Annotated in this window: 16 protein-coding genes and 1 pseudogene; 10 read left to right on the forward strand and 7 right to left on the reverse strand. The window is 71.5% G+C overall.

The genetic code is table 11. The features are described from left to right. Positions 1 to 420: 420 nt before the first annotated feature. Both OH804_RS00560 and OH804_RS00565 read right to left on the reverse strand, forming a co-directional pair. A complete protein-coding gene (locus OH804_RS00560) occupies positions 421 to 1,083 on the reverse strand; it encodes a C39 family peptidase (RefSeq protein ID WP_406062023.1) in 663 nt (220 codons plus the stop codon). Between the two features lie 461 nt (positions 1,084 to 1,544). Next, the gene (locus OH804_RS00565) at positions 1,545 to 3,311 is read right to left on the reverse strand and encodes a beta-N-acetylhexosaminidase (protein WP_406066375.1); all 1,767 of its coding nucleotides are present in this window, start codon (positions 3,309 to 3,311) and stop codon (positions 1,545 to 1,547) included. 230 nt (positions 3,312 to 3,541) lie between these two features. On the opposite strand from OH804_RS00565, the gene ppdK reads away from it, so the two are divergent. Next, positions 3,542 to 6,277 carry a pyruvate, phosphate dikinase gene (ppdK, locus tag OH804_RS00570; RefSeq protein WP_406062025.1) on the forward strand — a complete coding sequence of 912 codons (2,736 nt, stop codon included), beginning with the start codon at positions 3,542 to 3,544 and terminating at the stop codon, positions 6,275 to 6,277. Between the two features lie 43 nt (positions 6,278 to 6,320). Here the strand turns inward: ppdK and OH804_RS00575 are convergent, their stop codons facing one another. After that, a complete protein-coding gene (locus OH804_RS00575; protein ID WP_406062027.1) occupies positions 6,321 to 6,821 on the reverse strand; it encodes a roadblock/LC7 domain-containing protein in 501 nt (166 codons plus the stop codon). 253 nt (positions 6,822 to 7,074) lie between these two features. Here OH804_RS00575 and OH804_RS00580 point away from each other — a divergent pair, with 253 nt between their 5' ends. From OH804_RS00580 to OH804_RS00590, 3 genes are read left to right on the forward strand one after another with little or no spacing between them, the layout of a single operon-like run. Further along, the gene (locus OH804_RS00580; protein ID WP_196919244.1) at positions 7,075 to 7,428 is read left to right on the forward strand and encodes a VOC family protein; all 354 of its coding nucleotides are present in this window, start codon (positions 7,075 to 7,077) and stop codon (positions 7,426 to 7,428) included. Beyond that, entirely contained in the window at positions 7,412 to 8,683 is a 1,272-nt protein-coding gene (locus tag OH804_RS00585; protein ID WP_406062029.1) for a deoxyguanosinetriphosphate triphosphohydrolase, read from the forward strand. Before OH804_RS00580 ends, OH804_RS00585 begins: the two co-directional genes overlap by 17 nt. Before the next feature lie 15 nt (positions 8,684 to 8,698). Beyond that, positions 8,699 to 9,547 (forward strand): siderophore-interacting protein, encoded by an 849-nt coding sequence (locus OH804_RS00590; protein WP_406062031.1) that lies wholly within the window; start codon positions 8,699 to 8,701, stop codon positions 9,545 to 9,547. Positions 9,548 to 9,554: 7 nt separating this feature from the next. Here OH804_RS00590 and OH804_RS00595 read toward each other — a convergent pair whose 3' ends face one another. Then, entirely contained in the window at positions 9,555 to 10,760 is a 1,206-nt protein-coding gene (locus OH804_RS00595) for a low temperature requirement protein A (protein WP_406062033.1), read from the reverse strand. Positions 10,761 to 10,873: 113 nt separating this feature from the next. Between OH804_RS00595 and dnaG the strand changes: the two are divergent. Together dnaG and OH804_RS00605 are read left to right on the forward strand one after the other, a co-directional pair. Further along, positions 10,874 to 12,776: pseudogene (dnaG, locus tag OH804_RS00600) on the forward strand (DNA primase). Then, positions 12,777 to 13,313 (forward strand): hypothetical protein, encoded by a 537-nt coding sequence (locus tag OH804_RS00605; RefSeq protein ID WP_406062035.1) that lies wholly within the window; start codon positions 12,777 to 12,779, stop codon positions 13,311 to 13,313. A gap of 9 nt (positions 13,314 to 13,322) precedes the next feature. Here the strand turns inward: OH804_RS00605 and OH804_RS00610 are convergent, their stop codons facing one another. After that, the gene (locus OH804_RS00610) at positions 13,323 to 14,342 is read right to left on the reverse strand and encodes a TAXI family TRAP transporter solute-binding subunit (RefSeq protein WP_196919238.1); all 1,020 of its coding nucleotides are present in this window, start codon (positions 14,340 to 14,342) and stop codon (positions 13,323 to 13,325) included. Beyond that, complete coding sequence (locus tag OH804_RS00615) at positions 14,339 to 16,666, reverse strand: TRAP transporter fused permease subunit (RefSeq protein ID WP_406062037.1); 2,328 nt, start codon at positions 16,664 to 16,666, stop codon at positions 14,339 to 14,341. The genes OH804_RS00610 and OH804_RS00615 overlap by 4 nt, the downstream gene beginning before the upstream one ends. Before the next feature lie 181 nt (positions 16,667 to 16,847). Here OH804_RS00615 and OH804_RS00620 point away from each other — a divergent pair, with 181 nt between their 5' ends. Together OH804_RS00620 and OH804_RS00625 are read left to right on the forward strand one after the other, a co-directional pair. Further along, entirely contained in the window at positions 16,848 to 17,780 is a 933-nt protein-coding gene (locus OH804_RS00620; RefSeq protein WP_406062039.1) for an ABC transporter ATP-binding protein, read from the forward strand. 391 nt (positions 17,781 to 18,171) lie between these two features. After that, positions 18,172 to 18,711, forward strand: a complete 540-nt coding sequence (locus OH804_RS00625; protein WP_406062041.1) for a hypothetical protein — start codon at positions 18,172 to 18,174, stop codon at positions 18,709 to 18,711. Positions 18,712 to 18,874: 163 nt separating this feature from the next. Here OH804_RS00625 and OH804_RS00630 read toward each other — a convergent pair whose 3' ends face one another. After that, a complete protein-coding gene (locus OH804_RS00630; RefSeq protein WP_238670351.1) occupies positions 18,875 to 19,090 on the reverse strand; it encodes a flavin reductase in 216 nt (71 codons plus the stop codon). A 273-nt stretch (positions 19,091 to 19,363) separates the two neighbouring features. On the opposite strand from OH804_RS00630, the gene OH804_RS00635 reads away from it, so the two are divergent. Both OH804_RS00635 and OH804_RS00640 read left to right on the forward strand, forming a co-directional pair. Then, positions 19,364 to 20,167: a Scr1 family TA system antitoxin-like transcriptional regulator gene (locus tag OH804_RS00635; protein ID WP_406062043.1), complete on the forward strand. Its 804-nt coding sequence runs from the start codon at positions 19,364 to 19,366 to the stop codon at positions 20,165 to 20,167. Next, the gene (locus OH804_RS00640; RefSeq protein WP_406062045.1) at positions 20,158 to 20,349 is read left to right on the forward strand and encodes a DUF397 domain-containing protein; all 192 of its coding nucleotides are present in this window, start codon (positions 20,158 to 20,160) and stop codon (positions 20,347 to 20,349) included. Before OH804_RS00635 ends, OH804_RS00640 begins: the two co-directional genes overlap by 10 nt. The last annotated feature ends 122 nt before the right edge of the window (positions 20,350 to 20,471 follow it).

Consider the following 20,471-nt stretch of genomic DNA (forward strand, 5'->3'; position numbering starts at 1 on the left):
GACGCCCCGCGAACGTCCCTTCCGAACGCGGCCTCGGCGCGGAGGCTGGGCATCTGAGTTCGAGGCCCTTTCGAGCTGATGTCGTGAACGATTCACCCGCTCGGCCTCGGCTCGGCTCGGCTCGGCTCGGCCTCGGCTCGGCTCGGCTCGGCTCGGCTCGGCCTCGGCTCGGCTCGGCTCGGCTCGGGCTCGGCTCGGCTCGGCCTCGGCTCGGCCCGGCTCGGCTCGGCCTCGGCTCGGCTCGGCTCGGCTCGGCCTCGGCTCGGCTCGGCCCGGCCCTGATTCGTTTACGACATCAGCTCCAAAGGACCCGTGACGGCGGTCAGTGGGGTGGGCCTTCTGTGCTCTGGACAGTGACCCGGTCATGCCGAAGGGCCGGGCCCCGTGGTGGGGTCCGGCCCTTCGTCGTGGTGCGGTGGGTCAGCTGGTGGCGTAGCCGCGGGTGGCGATCCAGTCCGCGAGGTGCTCGACGCTGATCCAGTAGGAGGCGGTGTTCGGGTCGGCGGAGTCGGCGATCTTCACCGTGTTGCCGTTGTCGCGGTAGCCGACGACGCTGATGTAGTGCCCGCCCTCGTAGGAGTGCACGCCGCCGTCGGTGTCGGTGCTGGTGCCGGCGATGTTGGCGACCACGGCCCGGCCGTCGTCGACGGTCTTGACGATGTCGGCGCGCAGCGTGTCGGTCTGCTTGGTGTTGGCATCCGGGGTGCTGATCTCGACCGACCGGTAGGCGTCGTTCTTGCCGGTTTCCTTGTTCAGCACGGGGGTGATGTCGTTGATGGAGTTGGTGCCGGCCTCGGTGGTGCCCATCTCCTTGGCCATGTCATCAACGTTGATGTCCTTGCCCTGCACACTCAGGGCGTTACGGGTCGCGGCGGGCCCGCAGTAGTAGAAGTTCGGCTGCGCCTCGTAGCGCACACCCAACTCGCGCTCGCCGTGGCCCTTGCGATCGGTCTGGGTCTGGGTGGCCGGCTTGCCGGTGGTGGAGGCGGCGAAGGCGGTGGTGACGGGGCCGGCGATGGCGCCTCCGGTGAACGCGAGGCCAGCGGCGGTCAGGGCGGTCTTACGGATCAGATCGGTACGCATGATGGCGTGCTCCTCTGCATCGGGGGTGCCCACACACAACCTCCGGGGGTGTGGTCGTGCGGGGGAAGTTCACGGCAACGTCGGCGATCCCGGGGGGACCTGCTCGGGCGTTGCGGGGGATGTAACCGGGGCGGCCGGCAGGGTGTTCCCGGCGGCTGCCGCGCCCCACGACTCGATGGTCGCGGTGGCATGCCAGGTATAACGACCCCGGCCGGCCGCCGATTCCACCGCCGGTGTGGCCCCGACCACCCGGCATCCCGGGCCAAACCGGACGATCCACCCACCTGACAACCGGACACCGGCGACCAGAATGACCTGATCGACTCGGGCTCACGGAAATCGCGGTGTCCCAGTGCCGGGGATACCCCGACTTCATGAAACCCGAGTGGATCACGGCGGTCTGCCCCGTTCGGGCACCCCGACCGGCCCGGAGCCCGGGGGCAGGGGCCGGGTGGACCGCTCTACTCGGGGGTCAGGTGGGTGGCGGTGTCGGGTTGGGGAACGTTGCGCTGCGTGGGGATGGTCGGCGTGGTCGACCAGGGGATCTCGGGCGCGCGGTGGAAGGTGATGCCGGCCGTCGTCCAGCGCGGGCCCTGGCCGGCCAGGCGGTCGCGGAAGCTGGCCCAGTCGTGGCTTGCCCGGGGTGACCAGCCCAGTTCGGCGATGGCCGGGAGGCGGGGCAGGAGCAGGAGTTCGATGTCGGCCAGCGAGGTGACCGATTCGGTCCAGAGCGGGGCCTCCACACCGAGCACAGCCTCGGCGGGTACGCCGACGACGTGTGTACCCGGATCCCAGTCGTAGGCCTTTCGTACGTCGATGAGGCCGGCCCAGTCGTGCCCGATCGGGGTGTCCGGGGCGTACTTCATGTCCAGGTAGGCGTGGTTGCCGGGGGAGACGATCAGCCGGGCGCCCCGTCGTACGGCGTCGACGGTGGTGGGGTCTTCGCCGTTCGTGCCCCACCACTGCAGCGCCCGCCCGTCGAGGTGGGCGGCGGGTGCGAGCTGGTGCCAGCCGATGACGGTCTTGCCGAGGTCGGCCACGATGCGCTGGACCCGCTCGACGAAACCGGTGTAGACCTCGCCCTTCACCTTGAACGCCTCGTCGCCGCCGATGTGCAGCCAGGGGCCGGGGGTGAGAGCGGCCACCTCGCCCAACACGTCGGCCACGAAGTCGTACGTCCGCTCGTCGGCTGGGTCGACGTAGCTGAAGCCGACCTCGGTGCCGGTGTACGGCGGCGGCGCCGTCTTGTCCGGTGCCAGCTCCGGGTACGCGACAAGCGCCGAGTTGGTGTGCCCCGGGAGGTCGATCTCCGGTACGACGGTGATGTGGCGGGCGGCGGCGTAGGAGACGATCCGCGCGTAGTCGGCAGTCGTGTAGTGCCCGCCGGAGCCGCCGCCGACCTCGGTCGTCCCGCCGACGGTGGTGAGCTTCGGCCAGGAGTCGACGGTGATCCGCCAGCCCTGGTCGTCGGTGAGGTGCAGGTGCAGATGGTTGAGCTTGTAGCGGGCCAGGTGGTCGACCACCCGCAGCACGTCCTCGACGGCGAAGAAGTGCCGCGCCACGTCGAGCATCGCGCCCCGGTAGGGGAAGCGGGGTGCGTCGGTGATGGTCCCGCCGGGCAGCGCCCAGCGTTCGGTGACCGGGTCGGGGCTCTCGATCGCCGCCGGTAGGAGCTGACGGAGCGTCTGGACGCCGTAGAAGAGGCCGGCGCCGGTGGCGGCGGTGACGCGTACCCCGCTGGTGGCGATGTCGAGGCGGTAGGCCTCCGCGCCGAGGTCGGCGCTGTCGTCGAGCACCAGCGCGATGCCACCGGCGGCCTCCGGCGTGGTGGCGTCGGTGACCGGCAGCGGGTAGCCGGTGGCCGGGCGCAGGAGGTGGGCGAGCTGCTCGGCGACGGCCAGCGCGGCGGGGTCGGCGCTGGCCACGATGACCGCGTCGGCCGGGAGGACCCAGTCGGCGGTCGGGTCCGGCTGGACCTGGAGCGGGGCGGGGACGACGTCGGTCAGCCGGTGCGGGGCCGCCGGGGCGAGCAATGCGCCCGCGGTCTGCTCGGCCGTGCGGGCCAGCGTGGCCGCGTCCGGTTCCACCGACGACAGCGGCGCGGGGACGGCGGTGGGGCCGGGGGAGGAGGTGGTCGACACGGCGGCGACTCCGGGGGGTGTATTCGCGTCGGTTATGGCAAAAGTGAGGTTCACCGGCTGGCGTGGCGTCAAGCGTACGACGCTCAGCCGGGATGCGTGATGGTGCGCATGGAAGCGTTCCCAAAAACCGGTACGAACACGGATAGTCGTGATGGCTGTGCCAATTGTCACCGAACGGTCCCAGGTCACTCGATGTTCGCTTAACCTTCGCCCACCGATCGACGTTGACCCCGGGATTACCGGCGGTCCGTCCCGGGGAAGAAGAAAACTGAACCTTCGTTAAGTGTCAATCCGGCGCGTGTGTTGTGGAGGCTCTGGTGGCAGCGCAAGAGACCGTCGATCACAAGTACGTCTACGACTTCTCCGAAGGCAACAAGGAGCTCAAGGAACTGCTCGGCGGCAAGGGGGCGAACCTCGCCGAGATGACCAACCTGGGTCTGCCCGTCCCGCCCGGCTTCACCATCACGACCGAGGCGTGCCAGGCGTACCTCGCGACCGGACGGGAGCCGGACGGGCTCGCCGGTCAGATCGAGGCGCACCTGGAATCGCTGGAGCGCGCGATGGGCAAGCGCCTCGGCGACCCGCAGGACCCACTGCTGGTCTCCGTCCGCTCCGGTGCCAAGTTCTCCATGCCCGGCATGATGGAGACCGTCCTCAACGTCGGTCTCAACGACCAGAGCGTGGAAGGACTCGCACGACAGGCGGGAGGCTCGGCTGGCCAGGCCGCCTCCGGCGGCGCAGACAGGTTCGCCTGGGACTCCTACCGGCGGCTCATCCAGATGTTCGGCAAGACCGTCTGCGAGGTGCCGGGCGAGGAGTTCGAGCACGCGCTCGACGAGGCCAAGCGCGCCAAGGGCACCCACAACGACCTGGATCTGGACGCCGACGACCTGCGCGGGCTTGTCGACGCGTACAAGAGGATCTTCCTGAAGCACACCGGTCGGGAGTTCCCGCAGCAGCCACGCGAACAGCTCGACCTGGCCATCCGGGCGGTCTTCGAGTCGTGGAACGCCGAGCGCGCGGTGCTCTACCGCCGCCAGGAGCGCATCCCGGCCGACCTCGGCACCGCTGTCAACGTGGTGACCATGGTCTTCGGCAACCTCGGGCCCGACTCCGGCACCGGGGTCGCCTTCACCCGCGACCCGGCCAGCGGCGCGCAGGGCATCTACGGCGACTACCTGGCCAACGCCCAGGGCGAGGACGTGGTCGCCGGCATCCGCAACACAGTGCCGTTGCAGGAGTTGGAGCAACTCGACGAGTCCTCCTACGACGAGCTGCTCGGCATCATGGCCCGGCTGGAGGAGCACTACAAGGACCTGTGCGACATCGAGTTCACCATCGAACGCGGCAAGCTGTGGATGTTGCAGACCCGGGTCGGCAAGCGCACCGCCGCCGCCGCGTTCGTCATCGCCGGGCAGCTCGTCGACGAGGGCCTGATCGACCTGGACGAGGCGCTGCACCGCGTCAACGGCGCGCAACTGGCCCAGCTGATGTTCCCGCGTTTCCAGCTCGACCACGAGTTCCAACCGGTCGCCAAGGGCATCGGCGCCTCGCCCGGCGCGGCGTCCGGGAAGGTGGTCTTCACCTCCGCCCGGGCCGTCGAGCTGGCCGCCGAGGGTGAGTCGGTGATCCTGGTGCGTCGGGAGACCAACCCGGACGACCTGAACGGCATGATCGCCGCGCAGGGCATCCTGACCTCGCGCGGCGGCAAGACCAGCCACGCCGCGGTGGTGGCCCGGGGCATGGGAAAGACCTGCGTCTCCGGTGCCGACCAGATCGAGGTGAACGTGCCGGCGAAGCGGTTCACCGTCGCCGGGCAGACCGTCAACGAGGGCGACGTCGTGTCCATCGACGGCACCACCGGCAAGGTCTACCTCGGTGAGGTGCCGGTCATGCCCTCCGAGGTCGTGCAGTACTTCGAGGGCAGCCTCGACCCCGAGCACATCGACAACGCGCTGGTCCGGGCCGTACACCGGATCATGACGCACGCCGACGGCAAGCGGAGGCTCGCGGTCCGCACGAACGCCGACACCGGCGCGGACGCCGCCCGGGCCCGGCGCTTCGGCGCCGAGGGCATCGGGCTGTGCCGCACCGAGCACATGTTCCTCGGCGACCGGCGGGAGTTGGTCGAGCGGCTGATCCTGGCCCGGGCCCCGGGCGAGCGGGAGGCGGCGCTGGCGGCGCTGCTGCCGTTGCAGCGGGCCGACTTCGAGGAGATCTTCCGCGAGATGGACGGCCTGCCGGTCACCGTCCGGCTCATCGACCCGCCGTTGCACGAGTTCCTGCCGCCGTTGGAGCAGCTCGCCGTCAACGTGGCGGTCGCCCAGGAACGCGGCGAGGACGTGGCCAAGGAGGAGGCGCTGCTCGCCGCCGTGCGGCGGATGCACGAGGAGAACCCGATGCTCGGGCTGCGGGGTGTACGCCTCGGCCTGGTCATCCCCGGCCTGTTCGCGATGCAGGTCCGGGCCATCGCCGAGGCGGCGGTCAGTTGTGCCCGTAACGGGGGCGTGGCCAAGCCGGAGATCATGGTGCCGCTGGTCGGCGCGGTGCAGGAGCTGGAGACGGTCCGCGCCGAGGCCGAGAAGATCATCGCCGAGGTGGTCGGGGACAGCGGCGTCGAGGTGCTGATCGGCACCATGATCGAGGTGCCCCGGGCGGCGCTGACCGCCGGGCAGATCGCCGAGGCCGCCGAGTTCTTCTCCTTTGGCACCAACGACCTGACCCAGATGGGTTGGGGCTTCTCCCGGGACGACGTCGAGGGCGCGTTCTTCTGGCGCTACCTGGAACTGGGCATCTTCGGCATCTCACCGTTCGAGTCGATCGACCGCGACGGCGTCGGCCGGCTGGTGCGGATCGCCGCCGAGGAGGGCCGGGCGGCCCGACCCGGGCTGAAGCTCGGCATCTGCGGTGAGCACGGTGGCGACCCCGACTCGGTGCACTTCTTCCACGAGGTCGGCCTGGACTACGTGTCCTGCTCGCCGTTCCGGGTGCCGGTGGCCCGGCTGGAGGCCGGTCGGGCGGTCGTGGAGAGCGGCGGGTCGGACAGCCGCTGACGCACGTCGGCGGCGGCCCGGTCACCCGGCCGCCGCCGACGTCTCAGATCGGCGGACGACGCCAGGTGGGTCGGGCCGCGCGGCGCAACTGCGCCGGCAGGGTCGCCATCGGGGTACGCGTGGCCAGCGGGGCGTGCGCGTCCGGCACGGAGGTCGCGCCGATGCCGCCGCCGCGAACGTCAAGGAACGAGCCCGCCCGGCGGGCCACCGCCCGCGCCTCCTCGTGCAGCGCCTCCAGGTCGCCCGCACCTGACACGGTGACGAGGGTCAACAGGGCGCTGCGCCCGGCCGGGTAGGTCACCACGCAGCCGGCGGTGGTGCACACGACCGACTCCCGGAACTCACCCTGCCGGACGGTGTCGGCCACCCGGTGACCGAGCCCGAAACTCGCGGCGGCGAGCGCGGCGAGATGGGTGGCGTCGGTGCTGGGCAGGTCGCTGGAGATGAGCAGGCCGTCGGTGCCCGCGAGCACCGTGCCGGCGATGTCGGGTCGACGTTGGCGCAGCCCGCGTAGCTCCGTTCCCATCACCGTGTCTGCGTCCACGAGCGTCACCCCTCACCGGTCGGCTCTTCGTGTCAGTCGGCTGGTCACGTTCCGCGCTGGGAACGCTACCGGCGGCGACTTCCAGCCGCGAGCCCGTAACCCTCGGCGATCGGTTGGCAACTGGGGGCCAATCGGTGGTTGTGTGCCCTTCGTCGATGCGTCGTGAGCGGGTCGAGCAACTGTGGCGGGCGTAATCTTGGCTCGCTCGTACACGGCCGATTGGGCGCCGCGTCGAACGGGAAGAGGTGACTGCATGACCAGTGTCTGGGAGAGCCTGACTGTCGACGCCCGCGACCCGGCCCGACTGGCCCGTTGGTGGGCCGAGGCGCTCGGCTATCAGGTCGTCACCGAGACTCCGAGCGGCGTGGAGATCCGGCAGTCCCCGGACCAGTCGCCCGCCCTGTTCTTCGGCCCGGTGGCCGAGGGCAAGGAGCGGAAGAACCGGCTGCACCTCGACCTGCGCCCCGCCAACCAGGAGGCCGAGGTCGAGCGCCTGGTCGACATGGGCGCCCGGCACGTCGACATCGGTCAGGGCGAGGTCGACTGGACGGTGCTGAGTGATCCGGAAGGCAACGAGTTCTGCGTCCTCCGTGAACGCGAGGAGTGAGCCGGGGGCGGCGGACGCGCGGTTGGTCGAGGAGCCGCCCAAGGACACCGGGCACCGCCGGTCGCCGTACGAGCGCGACCGGGCCCGGGTGCTGCACTCGGCGGCGTTTCGCAGGCTGGCCGCCAAGACCCAGGTGCACACCGCCGGGACTGACGACTTCCTGCGTACGCGGCTGACGCACTCGTTGGAGGTGGCGCAGATCGCCCGGGAGATGGGTGCCCGGCTGGGCTGTGACCCGGACGTGGTGGACGTCGCGGGGCTCGCGCACGACCTCGGGCACCCACCCTTCGGGCACAACGGCGAGGCCGCGCTGGACCTGCTCGCCACACCGTGCGGCGGCTTCGAGGGCAACGCGCAGACGCTGCGGGTGTTGACCCGGCTGGAGGCGAAGGTGCTCGCCCCGGACGGCTCGTCCGCCGGGCTGAACCTGACCCGGGCGTCGCTCGACGCGATCGGCAAGTATCCCTGGCCGCGTCGGCCGGGGGAGCGCAAGTTCGGGGTGTACGCCGACGATGCTGCCGTCTTCGACTGGATCCGGGTGGGCGCGCCCGGCGACCGGCGCTGCCTGGAGGCCCAGGTGATGGACTGGGCCGACGACGTCGCGTACTCGGTGCACGACGTGGAGGACGGCATCCACGGTGGCTACGTCACGTTGCATCCCCTGCTCACCGACGCCGACGAGCGGGCCGCGCTCTGCGCCGACGTGGCCGCCGCCTACTCCGGTGAGTCCGCGGCGGACCTGACCGAGGTGCTTGTCGATCTGCTGGCCGGTCCGCTGCTCGCCCCGTTTGCCGGGTACGACGGCAGCCATCGCGCCCAGGTCGCGTTGAAGGCCACCACCAGCGGGGTGACCGGGCTGTTCGTGTCAGCGGCGGTGGCGGCCACTGAGGAGCGCTTCGGTCCGGGCCCGCACCGCCGCTACGCCGCCGATCTGGTGGTGCCCCGACTGGTCCGGGCGCAGTGTGCAGTGCTCAAGGGCATCGCGCTTCGGTACGTGATGCGTCGCAGTGGCTTCCGGGGCCGCTACGAGCGGCAGCGGACGATGCTGGCGGAGTTGGTCGCCGCGCTGGTCCGGCGTGCCCCGGAGGGGCTCGACCCGGTCTTCGCCCCGCTGTGGCGGGCCGCACCGGATGACACGGCCCGGCTGCGGGTGGTGATCGACCAGGTCGCCTCGCTCACCGACCCGGCGGCGGTGAGTTGGCACACCCGCCTGGTCGGGGGAGGCACGCCGCCGATTGACCACGAGCCAGCTTAGGCTAACCTAACTGGCATGACGGAACGCCCCAGGAACGTCACCTCGGCCCGGGTGCTGCGCACCGAGCGGCCCACCCCGCACCTGATCCGGCTCGTCCTCGGTGGGGACGAACTGGTCGGCCTGCCGGTGGGCGAGTTCACCGACCACTACATCAAGGTCGTGTTCCCGCAGCCGAACGTCGCGTATCCGCAGCCGTTGGACCTCGCCGCGATCCGCCGGGACCTGCCCCGGGAGCAGTGGCCCCGGCTGCGCGCGTACACGGTGCGGCGCTGGGATCCGCTGGCCGGGGAGTTGACCGTCGACGTGGTGTACCACGGCGACGAGGGGTTGGCCGGCCCGTGGGCCGCCGCGTTGCGCCCGGGGGATCCGGTGCACTTCGTCGGCCCCGGCGGCGCGTACGCCCCGAACCCGGACGCGGACTGGCATCTGCTGGTCGGTGACGAGAGCGCCCTGCCGGCGATCGCCGCCGCCCTTGAGCGTCTGCCGTTGGGTGCCCCGGCCCACGTCTTCGTGGAGATCGCCGATCCGGCGGAGGAGCAGAAGCTGCTCAGCCCCGGGGCGGTCGAGCTGACCTGGCTGCACCGTGGCGAACGCCCGGTGGGCGAGGCGCTGGTCGCGGCGGTGCGGGCGTTGGAGTTCCCGGCCGGTCAGGTGCACGCGTTCGTGCACGGCGAGGCTGCGTTCGTCCGGGACCTGCGCCGGCTGCTGCGCGGCGAGCGGGGCCTACCCCTCGACCAGCTCTCCATCTCCGGCTACTGGCGGCGTGGCATGGACGACGAGGGTTGGCGCTCCACCAAGGCCGACTGGAACCAGCAGGTGGCGGCCGAGGAGACGGCCATTCCTGAGCCCGCCGCGGCGGCCTGAGCGCCGCTCACCCCTCGGGGGTGTTCATCTCCTTACCGGCCCGGGCGAGGCGCCGGCTGAGCAGTACGGCGTACCCGACGACGGCCAGGGAGAGCAGCGACAGCATCACCCTGGGCTGGTGCACCGTCGCGGTGATCAGGCTGACCGAGACCACCCCGTAGGCGGCGATCGCCAACCGGGCGGCGCTCGGTCGGGTCCACAACCAGTACAGGGCGAGCCCGCAGGCCGTCCACACCACCATCGAGGCGCCCAGCAGCAGCCGCAGCTCCAGCGGCAGCTGGTTCGCGTCGTCGTCGACCAGCCGGACCACCTGCCCGAGCGCCCAGCCGAGCAGCAACAGCGCACCGCCGAGCGGAATGTGCAGGTAGGTGTACGCCTGCCCGCCGCGCAGCCGGCTCTGGGTCAGCCGGGTGGTGACGAAGGTGGTGTAGACCCACCAGACCGCCGCCGGGATGAGGAACGCCATCGCGGCGGTGAGGATCATGTGGGGTGGGGGGTGGTCCGGCACGGCGAAGAGCAGGCTGGCCAGCGCGCTACCCAGCACGATGATGGTGAACTGGCCGATCCGTTCCGGCAGGTGCCGGTTGTCCACCGGCCAGCGGTTGAGCCAGCGCACGCCGGCCCAGGGCGTGGCCAGTTCGATGACCATCGCGACGATCCACAGGACCGGGCGTAGTTCGGCGGAAACGGTCAGCGAGACCAGCCAGATCAACCAACCCGACCCGAAGCCGATCAGATAGACAGTCGTCACCATTCGGGCGCTCGGGCTGGTCGGCCAGGCCCGCAGGTACAGCAGGAGCAGCACACCCCGCACGATCAGGTAACCGACCGGCAGCAGCACGCTCTCCGGGACCTCGTCGACGCCGAGGGTCATCGCGCCCGCGCCGACCAACGCGACAAGCACCAGCAGCCGGTGCAGCGCGTCGTCCGGATCGAACCGGGTGTCGTAGTAGACCTGCCCCATCCAGGCCCACTGGATCACCACGAAGAGCCCGATCACGGCCAGCACGGCCTTTGGCGACGGGGCCGGTTCGTTGCCCAGCCGGGCCACCACCGCCGCCAGCGCGTACACGAAGATGAGGTCGAGGAAGAGTTCCAGCCAGGTGGCGTGCCGGTGGCCGGCCTCGTCCGTCTGCGGGGTCTGCCCGGGTAGCCCCATCCGAGCGGCCAGCCATCTCGGCAGGCGGGGGGCTTCGGTCCGTACCCGGCGCATCTGGTCATGGTCCCCGTGCGGACCCGGCCTGCGGGCCGGAACCGCCCAGCCGGCAGCGGCCGCCGCCACACCGGCGTCCCCCGGCCGGCGTGTCGTCGGTCCGGCAGGGCAGGATGTACGGCGAGGGGGTGGCGCATGGCTGGGCGGATCCGGGACGAGGACATCGCACTGGTCCGGGAACGCACCTCGATCGGGGATGTGATCTCCGAGACCGTCACCCTGAAGTCCGCCGGCGGCGGCAACCTCAAGGGCCTGTGCCCGTTCCACGACGAGAAGAGTCCGTCGTTCAACGTGTCCCCGGCCCGCAACGTCTGGTACTGCTTCGGCTGTGGGGCCGGCGGGGACGCGATCAAGTTCCTGATGGACGCCGACCACCTCAGCTTCGTGGAGTCCGTCGAGCGGCTGGCCGGCCGCGCCGGCATCCAACTGCGTTACATCGAGGACGACAAGGGCACCCCGCGCCCGCGCCCGCAGCAGGGTCAGCGGCAGCGCCTGGTCGCCGCGCACGCCGCCGCCGTCGAGTTCTACCGCGCGCAACTGAGCACCGCCGGCGCCCGGCCGGCACGGGAGTTCCTGGCGCGACGGGGCTTCGACAGGGCCGCCGCCGAGCGCTACGGCTGTGGGTTCGCGCCGGAGGGTTGGGACCTGCTCACCAAGCACCTGCGCCAGCAGGGCTTCACCCACCAGGAGCTGGTCACCGCCGGGCTGTCCCGGGAGGCCCGTTCGGGCTCCCTGATCGACCGGTTCCGCCGCCGGCTGCTCTGGCCGATCCGCGACCTCGCCGGCGACGTGATCGGATTCGGCGCGCGCAAGCTCTTCGATGACGACGACGGCCCGAAGTACCTGAACACCCCCGAGACGCCGATCTACAAGAAGTCGCACGTGCTCTACGGCATCGACCAGGCCAAGCGGGAGATCGCCAAGCAGGGGCGGGCGGTGATCGTCGAGGGTTACACCGACGTGATGGCCTGCCACCTCGCCGGGGTGACCACGGCCGTGGCGACCTGCGGCACCGCCTTCGCCGCGGACCACATCTCCGTCCTGCGTCGGCTCCTGTTCGACAGCGACGAGGTGGCCGGCGAGATCATCTTCACCTTCGACGGCGACGCCGCCGGGCAGAAGGCCGCGCTGCGCGCCTTCGAAGACGACCAACGCTTCGTCGGGCGTACGTTCATCGCGGTCAGCCCGGACAACATGGACCCGTGCGACCTGCGGCTGGCCAAGGGTGACCTGGCGGTGCGTGACCTGGTCGCCCGCCGCGAGCCGCTTGTCGACTTCGCGCTGCGGCACGTGATCAGCCGCTTCGACCTGGACACCGTCGACGGCCGGGTCGAGGCGATGCGCCACGCCGCCCCCCTGGTCGCGCGACTCAAGGACCGGGAAAAGCGCCCCGAGTACGTCCGCAAGCTCGCCATGGACCTCGGCATGGAGATCGAGCCGGTGCAGCGGGCGGTGCTCGCCGCCGGCAACACCGCGCCGGCCGGCACCCGCGACGCCGCCCCCGCCGCCCGGCCGACCTCGGCCCGCCCTGAGCCTGCGGTGGACAGCCCGCAGTCGATGGTCGAGCGGGAAGCGCTCAAACTCGCCCTCCAGCAACCCGTTCTGGCCGGGCCGATGTTCGACGCTGTCGAGGCCACCGAATACCGCCACCCGGTGCACGTCGCGGTGCGTACCGCCATCGCGGTGGCCGGTGGCGCCGCGTCGGCGACCGGCGGGGCGGTCTGGATCGAGTCGGTCCGCGACGCCTGCGACGACCTGGCGGCCGCGGCGCTTGTCGGTGAGCTGGCCGTCGAACCACTGCGGATCGACGGCGAACCGGACCCGCGCTACGTGTCGATCACCATGGCGCGGGTGCAGTTCGGGTCGGTGACCGCCCGGGTCCGGGACCTCAAGTCACGCATCCAGCGGATCAACCCGGTCAACAACAAGGACGAGTACTTCGCCGCGTTCGGTGAGCTGCTGTCCCTGGAGCAGCACGCCCGGGCGCTGCGCGAGCAGGCCGCGGGAGGCCTCTAGATGGGACTGTTCAGCCGCAAGCCGAAGCTGCCGCCGGCCGACAGGCCGGCGCTGACCGCCGACGAGCGGGTGTTGGCCTGGGCCGCCGCCGGCAACGGTGAGGGCGACGGGGTGGTGGTCGCCACCAACCTCGGGTTGTGGTTGCCCGGTCGGGGGCACCGGCTCGGGTGGCACAGCATCCTCAAGGCGGTCTGGTCCGGCCGGGAGTTGACAGTCACCCCCGCCGAGCAGCTCGTCGAGCGGGACGGCTACACGGTGGTCGTCGACGGTCCGGCCGAAACGTACCTGCTGCTCGACCCGGGGGAGTTGCCGCACCAGGTGCGGGCCCGGGTGACCCGCTCGGTCGCGTACACCGAGCACCAGCCGGTGCCCGGCGGCGCGGCGCGGGTCGCGGCCCGCCGCGTGGCCGGGGTCGACGGTCTGACCTGGACGGTCCGACTCGACCCCGGCACTCCGGCGGACGACGAGGCCCTGCTCGCCGAGACCGACCGGCTGGTCGGCGTGGCCCGCGCCGCCACCGCGCCGGCCGACAACTGACCGGCTGGGTCAGTTGGCGCCGAGGTCCTTCAGCGCCTTCTCGGCGCCGCGGTGCAGCGGCACCGGCAGGGTCCTGCGGGCCTTTTCCAGCGAGATCCCCTTGGCCGCCGGGTTGGCCTGGGCCAGGGCGTCGCGCTTGTCGAAGACCGTCCGGGTGATCGCGCAGGCGACGTTGGCGTCCAGGTCCTTACGGACCAACAACACGTTCGGTACGACGATGGTCGGGGTGTCGCTCGCCGTCCGGTACGCGTCCCGGCCGATCGTCCCGGCCTGGTAGGCGGGGCTCAACGCTGCCATCTTCGGCAGCAACGGCGAGATGTCGACGAACTTCACCGAGCCGCCGGCCGTGGTGAACAGGTCGGTGAGGCCACCGGTGGGCAGACCACCGGACCAGAAGAAGCCGTCGACGCTGCCGTCCTTGATCCCCTCGACAGTCTTGGTCAGGTCCAGTCGCTGCGCCCTGACGTCCTTGGCCGGGTCGAGGCCGGCGGCCTCCAACAGCCGGTTGGCGATCACCTCGGTGCCGGACTTCGGTGAGCCGGTGGAGATCCGCTTGCCCCGCATGTCGGCCACCGAGGTGATCCCAGAGTCGTTGCGGACCACCACCTGGGTGTAGTTGTCGTAGATGCGGGTCAGCGCCTCCACCGGCTGCGGCGCGGTGAAGCTGTCCTTGCCCTCGAACGCATTGACAGCCGTGTCGAACAGCGAGAACGCCACGTCGTACTGACCACCGACCAGTTGCTCGACGTTCTGCACCGAAGCGCCGGTCTCGGCCGCGGTGCCGGAGAGCTTGCCGCCCGTCGCCCCGGACAACTGCCCGGCCAGGGCGTTGCCGACCACGTAGTAGACGCCGGTCGCGTTGCCGGTGGCGATGCCGACGCGGGTCTCCTTTGTCACCTCGCAGGTGACCTCGCTGGCCGTGTCGTCCTTTGCCGCGCCGCCCTGCTGACCTCCGCACCCCGCGGTGCCGACCGTGACGAGGGCGAGCACGCTCAGGCCCGCCGCGAGCCGTACGTCGATTCGTCTCACAGTTGTTCCTCCACAGGGTTGGCTGGTGATCCGGACGATGACCGGCCGGCGGATCCGCGTCGGACGAACACACCCGCCGCCGCGACGGCGGCCAGCGCCGCGCCCACAGTTACCGGCACGGGTTCGAGCCAGAGCAGTGTGACGCCGGCGAGGGCACCCAGCACCCGTTCCGGCGCGCCGGCCGGGCCCACGCCGGGCAACCAGCCACCGGCGGCGACGGCGAGCACCGCCACACTGAGCGCGGTGACCGCCGCGGCGAAGGCGATCCGTTGAACGCCACCGATGCCGAGCAGACCGAGCCCGGCCGGCGTGATGACGAACGCGATCGGGGTCAGGTACGCCGGCAGCGCGTACCGCAGGGTCTGCCACATGGTCGGCACCAGCCGGCCGCCGGTGACGGCGGCGGCGGCCACCGCGGCGAGCGCTGTCGGTGGGGACACCTCGGACAGCACAGCGAAGTAGAAGACGAACATCGCCGCCGCCGGCGCGGTGACGCCCAGGTCGAGCAGGGCCGGACCGACGATCACCCAACCGATCACGAACGACGCGGTGACCGGCACGGCCAGACCCAGCAGGGTGAGCGCGACGGCGGCGAGCAGCGCGGTGAGCACCAGCACCAGCGTCGGGTCCGAGGTGACCGCCTGCGCCCCGCCGATCAGCAGCGCCGCCGCCTGCGGCCCGAGGCCGGTCTTCGTGGTGGTCGCCGTGATGATGCCGGCGGCGGCGCAGACCGCGGTGACGGCGAGGACGCCGCGTACGCCGCTGACGAGCGCGGTCACCAGCCGGCCCGGGGTGAGCCGGTGCGCGCGGTCCTCGTTCCTGGGGGCGCGGCCGTTCCTGGGGGCGCGGCCGTTCCTGGGGGCCAGGAACGACAACGCGACGGTGAGCACGATGGCGAACACGACAGCCCTCGTCGCGGACACGCCTAGCGCGAGGAACACGATGATGGCGATCAGCGAGGCGAAGTGGTAGCCGAACCGGGCCAGCAGACGCCAGGGCGAGCCGACGTCGATCACCACGGGGCGTACGCCCGAACGGCGGGCGTCGATCTCGACGGCGAGCAGGATGCCGAGGTAGTAGAGCACCGTCGGCACGGTCGCCCAGCCCAGCACCTGGAGGTACGAGACGCCCAGGTACTCGGCGATGATGAACGCCGCCGCACCCAGAGTGGGTGGGGAGAGGATGGCGCCCACCCCGGCCGCGGCCAACATGCCGCCGGCCCGCTCCGGCGGGTAGCCGGCGCGGCGCAGCAGCGGCCAGGTGACCGCGCCGATGCTCACCGTCGTCGCCGCGCCGGAGCCGGAGACGGTGCCGAGCAGGAACCCCGAGGCCACCGCCGTCCGGCCGGCGGCGGTACGCGAACGCCGGAACGCCGCGGCCGACAGCTCGACGAAGAACCGCCCGGCCCCGGACAACTCCAGCACCGCGCCGTAGATGGTGAACAGCACGATGTACGAGGCGGCCACGTCGAGCGGCGTGCCGTAGAAGCCGCTGTCGGAGTTGTAGAACGCGTCGACCAGCTGACTGAAGTCGAGCCCCGCGTGCGCGACCGGCCAGGACTGCGGCAGCAACCCGCCGTAGTAGCCGTACCCGAGGAACAGCAGGCAGACCGCCGGCAGGATCCAACCGGTGGTCCGTCGGCACGCTTCGAGCAGCAGAAGCAGCAGGACGGTGCCCAGCACCAGATCCGTCGGCGCCAGCAGGCCCTGCCGGTCGAGGAACGCGTTGTAGCCGCCGCCACCGCTGCCGATCCGGATCGGCAGGACGGGGTAGAGACAGGCCGCCACCGCCAGGACGACCAGGACCCAGTCGGTCACTGTGGGCCGCGTCGAGGCGGGTGGTCGCCGGGCGCGTAGCCGGGCCGGCAGCCGCAGGTCGGCCGGGTAGGCGAGGAAGACCAGCGGGAGTACGCCGGCCAGGAAGATGATCAGGTAGTACTTGCTGCCCTGCGACAGCGGGCGGAACACCTGCCACAGGGCGAGAGCGCCGATCGCGAGCGCCGCAGTGGTGAGGAGCAGACCCGCCGGCCCGGAGAGCGCCCGTCCCGGTTTCTCGTCCTCGAACTGGGCGGCGAGGTCCCGGGTCGACTGCTCCGGGATGTCGGGCCCGCTCGGGTCGGGCCCGCTCGGGTCGGGCCCGCTCGGGTCGGGCTCGCTTGCGTGGGGCTCGCTCGGGTCGGGCCCGCTTGCGTGGGGCTCGCTCCGGTCGGCTTCCGGTCGTGGTCGGGGTGGCCCGCCGTCGGGGCTCACCGCGGACCCACCGGCGGGAGAGTTGGCTGGTCGGGCAGGTGACGACGAACCATCTGGCGCGCTGATGGGCGACACGAAAGGACGATACACGTCGATTGGCTGACGGGTGGGGCATCGACCGGCGTTTCGTCGCCCGTGGTCGGGGTGACCGGCGGGTCGCGGGCGCCGTCGCCCTGCCCGTCTCGCGGCGGACGTCCCGGCACAATCGCGCGTATTTGCGTGGAGGGCTGTCGGACCCGGCGGTTAGGGTCGGACGGTGACTTCGGGGCGACCACTGATTCAGGCTCGGGGGCTGGTGAAGCGGTTCGGTGATTTCACCGCCGTGGACGGCATCGACGTCGAGGTGCGCCCGGGTGAGGCGTTCGGCTTCCTCGGGCCCAACGGAGCGGGCAAGTCGTCCACCATGCGGATGGTCGGCTGCATATCCCCGCCCAGCGGCGGTGAGTTGCGCATCCTCGACATGGATCCGGTGGCCGACGGGCCGGCGATCCGGGCGCGCCTCGGGGTCTGCCCCCAGCTGGACAATCTCGATCCGGAGCTGACCGTCCGGGAAAATCTGACCGTCTACGCCCGCTACTTCGGCATCTCCCGCCGGGCGGCCCGGGAGCGCGCCGCCGAGCTGCTCGACTTCGTCCAGCTCACCGAGCGCGCCGACAGCAAGGTCGAGCCGCTCTCCGGTGGGATGAAGCGTCGGCTGACCATCGCCCGCGCACTGGTGAACGATCCGGAGATCGTGCTGCTCGACGAGCCGACCACCGGGCTCGACCCGCAGGCCCGGCACCTGGTGTGGGAGCGGCTGTTCCGGCTCAAGCAGCAGGGCGTCACGCTGGTGCTCACCACGCACTACATGGACGAGGCCGAGCAGCTCTGCGACCGCCTGGTGGTGATGGACGGCGGCCAGATCGTCGCGGAGGGCTCACCCCGAGCGTTGATCGAGCAGCACTCGACGCGTGAGGTGGTCGAGCTGCGCTTCGCCGCCGAGTCGCAGGAGCCGTTCGCCGGCAAGCTCGACGGGCTGGGGGAGCGGGTCGAGGTCCTGCCCGACCGGGTCCTGCTCTACGTACCCGACGGCGACGCGGCGGTCGCCGAGGTCACCGCGCTGGGGCTCCAGCCGGCCAACGTGCTGGTTCGGCGCAGCGGCCTGGAGGACGTCTTCCTGCACCTGACCGGCCGCACCCTGGTCGACTGACGGGCCAAGAGTGATCGTTGGCAGCCCATCCCTGCGACATTTCCGGTGTATCGACCCCGGCCCGCGAAGATCCACTCGGCTTCCTGCAAGTCGGGGTGATGCGGCGAAGTGGATAGCCCGACTTCCTGAAACCCGAGTCGATCAAGCGGCCGGGGCCAGGGGTACCGGCCAGGCCGAGGCGGGCGGCTGGGCCGAGGCGGGCGGCTGGGCCGAGGCGGGCGGCTGGGCCGAGGCGGGCGGCTGGGCCGAGGCGGGCGGCTGGGCCGAGGTGGGCGGCCAGGCGGGGCGAGTGGCTGGGGGCGGGGGCCGGACGACTGGGTGAAACGCGGGCGACAAGTCGAAGGGAACGTCGTAGGGTGACCGGCGGTCTGTCGTAACCCGGGGGAACTTCATGTCTGATCTGGTGATCGCCAACCGACGTCAGGCCGGGCTCACCGCCCTCTACCTGGGCATCTTCGCGATGGTCTGGTTCAGTGTGCCGGCGGCGGAGCAACCGCTGCGTGCCCTGCTCGTGGTGGGCAGCATCGTCGCGCTGCTCACCGCCGTGCTGGGCGGTGTGCTGGCCTCCCGACTGCGGGGGGCCGGCAGCCCTCGGGACCGGGCCGCCGACCGCCCGTACCTGCTCATCGTCGTGGCCGAGTTCGTCGCCGCCGGGCTGGGTGCCGCCGTGTTGGTGGCGGCCAACTGGTCCGAGTACGTGCCGGTGCTGGTCTGCCTGGTGGTCGGTCTGCACTTCTTCCCGCTCGCCCCGCTCCTGCGGGATCCGTTGCTGCGCACGCTCGGTGCCGCGCTGTGCCTGGTGGCGGCGGCGGGCCTCGTCACCGGCCTCGCCTCGGGAGTCTCTGCCGGGTTGGTGGTCGGCGTCGGCGCGGGAGTGCTGCTGCTCGGTTACGCCGTGCAGGCGCTGGTCCGCGGTTACCGGCCGGCCTGACCGGCGCAGCCCGCCGAAGTCGGGGCCGCCGCCCGCCCGTCGACACCTCGGCTCGGCCACCGAGCACCCGGTCCGACCATTGACGATTCAACCGTCCGATCGTTGGCAGCTCAGCAGCAACCGTTCCGGCGTGTCGAGCTGCTGGGCTGCCAACGATCACCGCTCAACGGGCCCTGGCCCAGGTGATGAAACGGTCGGTCAGTCGATCCTGACCGGCCTGGCCGGCGAGGTCCCCGGCCGCCTCGTAGAGCAACGCGGCCAGGTAGATGAGCAGGCCGATCCGGTCCTCGCGGTACTCGCCCAGCAACGCCAGGCGGGCCGGCGAGCAGGGCCACGCCGCCCCGCAGACCCGACAGCGCCAGGACGGGCGCGCCGCCACGTGGGGGCGGTACCGGGGCATCAGCGCCCGCCGCCGTCATGAGCCGACCAGATGAGTCGCACGGGGGAACCTCCGTCGGGTGGGTGGGGAGCGCCCCGGATCGGGGGTCACGGGGCGCTCCCGGCCTGGTTCCGCCCGCCGTCTGATCCCGTGAGCGGTTCCGCTGCGTGACAGTCTGGTGAGGACCCGACTACGGTGGGAGGTTCCGCACGCTGACGACCAGCGCGTACGGCGATCGGCCCGGCACGGTACGGGAATGTACGGGGGTTGTCCATGGAGAGTTCGTCCATGCTGGAGCACTTCGCCGAGGAGCTGCGACTGGCCCGGGCCGCCAACGGGATGTCACAGGCCGCGCTGGCCGAGGCGTTGAGCTATTCCGGGGCGCTGGTCGCCAAGGTGGAGACATCCGAGCGCCGGCCGAGTCTGGACTTCGCCCGCCGGTGTGACGCAGTGTTCGGGGCCGACGGTCGGTTCGAGCGGATCCAGCGGCGGATCAGCCGGGAGGCCGTGGTGCCGTGGTTCCGCGACTGGGCCGGCATCGAGCAGGAGACCACCGCGTTGCGGTGGTACGAGCCGCTCTACGTGCCGGGTCTGGTGCAGACCGAGGGGTACGCCCGCGCCATCCTGGCCGGTGCCGGGCTCTTCGCGGCGGACGAGGTCGAGCAGCAGGTGACCGCCCGGCTCGACCGGCAGGGCGTGCTCACCCGGGACCGGCCACCGCTGCTCAGCGTGGTCGTCGACGAGTACGCACTGCGCCGCCACGTCGGCGGGCTGGAGGTGATGCGCGAGCAGTTGCGTCACCTGGTGAAGCTCGGCTCGGCCCTGCCGCGGGTCCGAATCCAGGTCGTGCCGCTGTCGGCCGGTGCGTACGCTGGGCTCGATGGTCCCTTCGTGATCGCCACCGCCACCACCGGCGAGGATGTCGTCTTCCTGGACGGGCAGCGCCACGGGCAGGTGATCGACCGGTCCGAGTATGTGCGGCAGATGGTCGAGGTGTGGGAGTCGATCCGGGGTGAGGCACTATCGCAGCAGCAGTCCCTCGACCTGATCGCGGAAGTGGCGGAGACATGGAGCTGACCGGCGCCCGCTGGCGCAAGAGCACCCGCAGCAACGGCAGCGGCGGTGCCTGTGTGGAGGTTGCCGCCAACCTGCCTGGGCTGGTGGCCGTCCGCGACTCCAAGGACCCGACCGGCCCCGTGCTCGTCTTCCCGCCCGACGCGTGGCGCGCGTTCGTCGGCTCCGACTCCGTCGGCCGGTAGGTAGGGAGCGACCACGCCGCCTTGATCGACTCGGCTTTCAGGAAGTCGCGGCATCGGGGTGGCTCTGACGCCGCGACTTTCAGGAAGCCGAGTCGATCAACCAGCGGCGCACAGGCCGACGC

It is taken from the genome of Micromonospora sp. NBC_00860, assembly GCF_045207375.1.
Taxonomy (GTDB): domain Bacteria; phylum Actinomycetota; class Actinomycetes; order Mycobacteriales; family Micromonosporaceae; genus Micromonospora; species Micromonospora vinacea.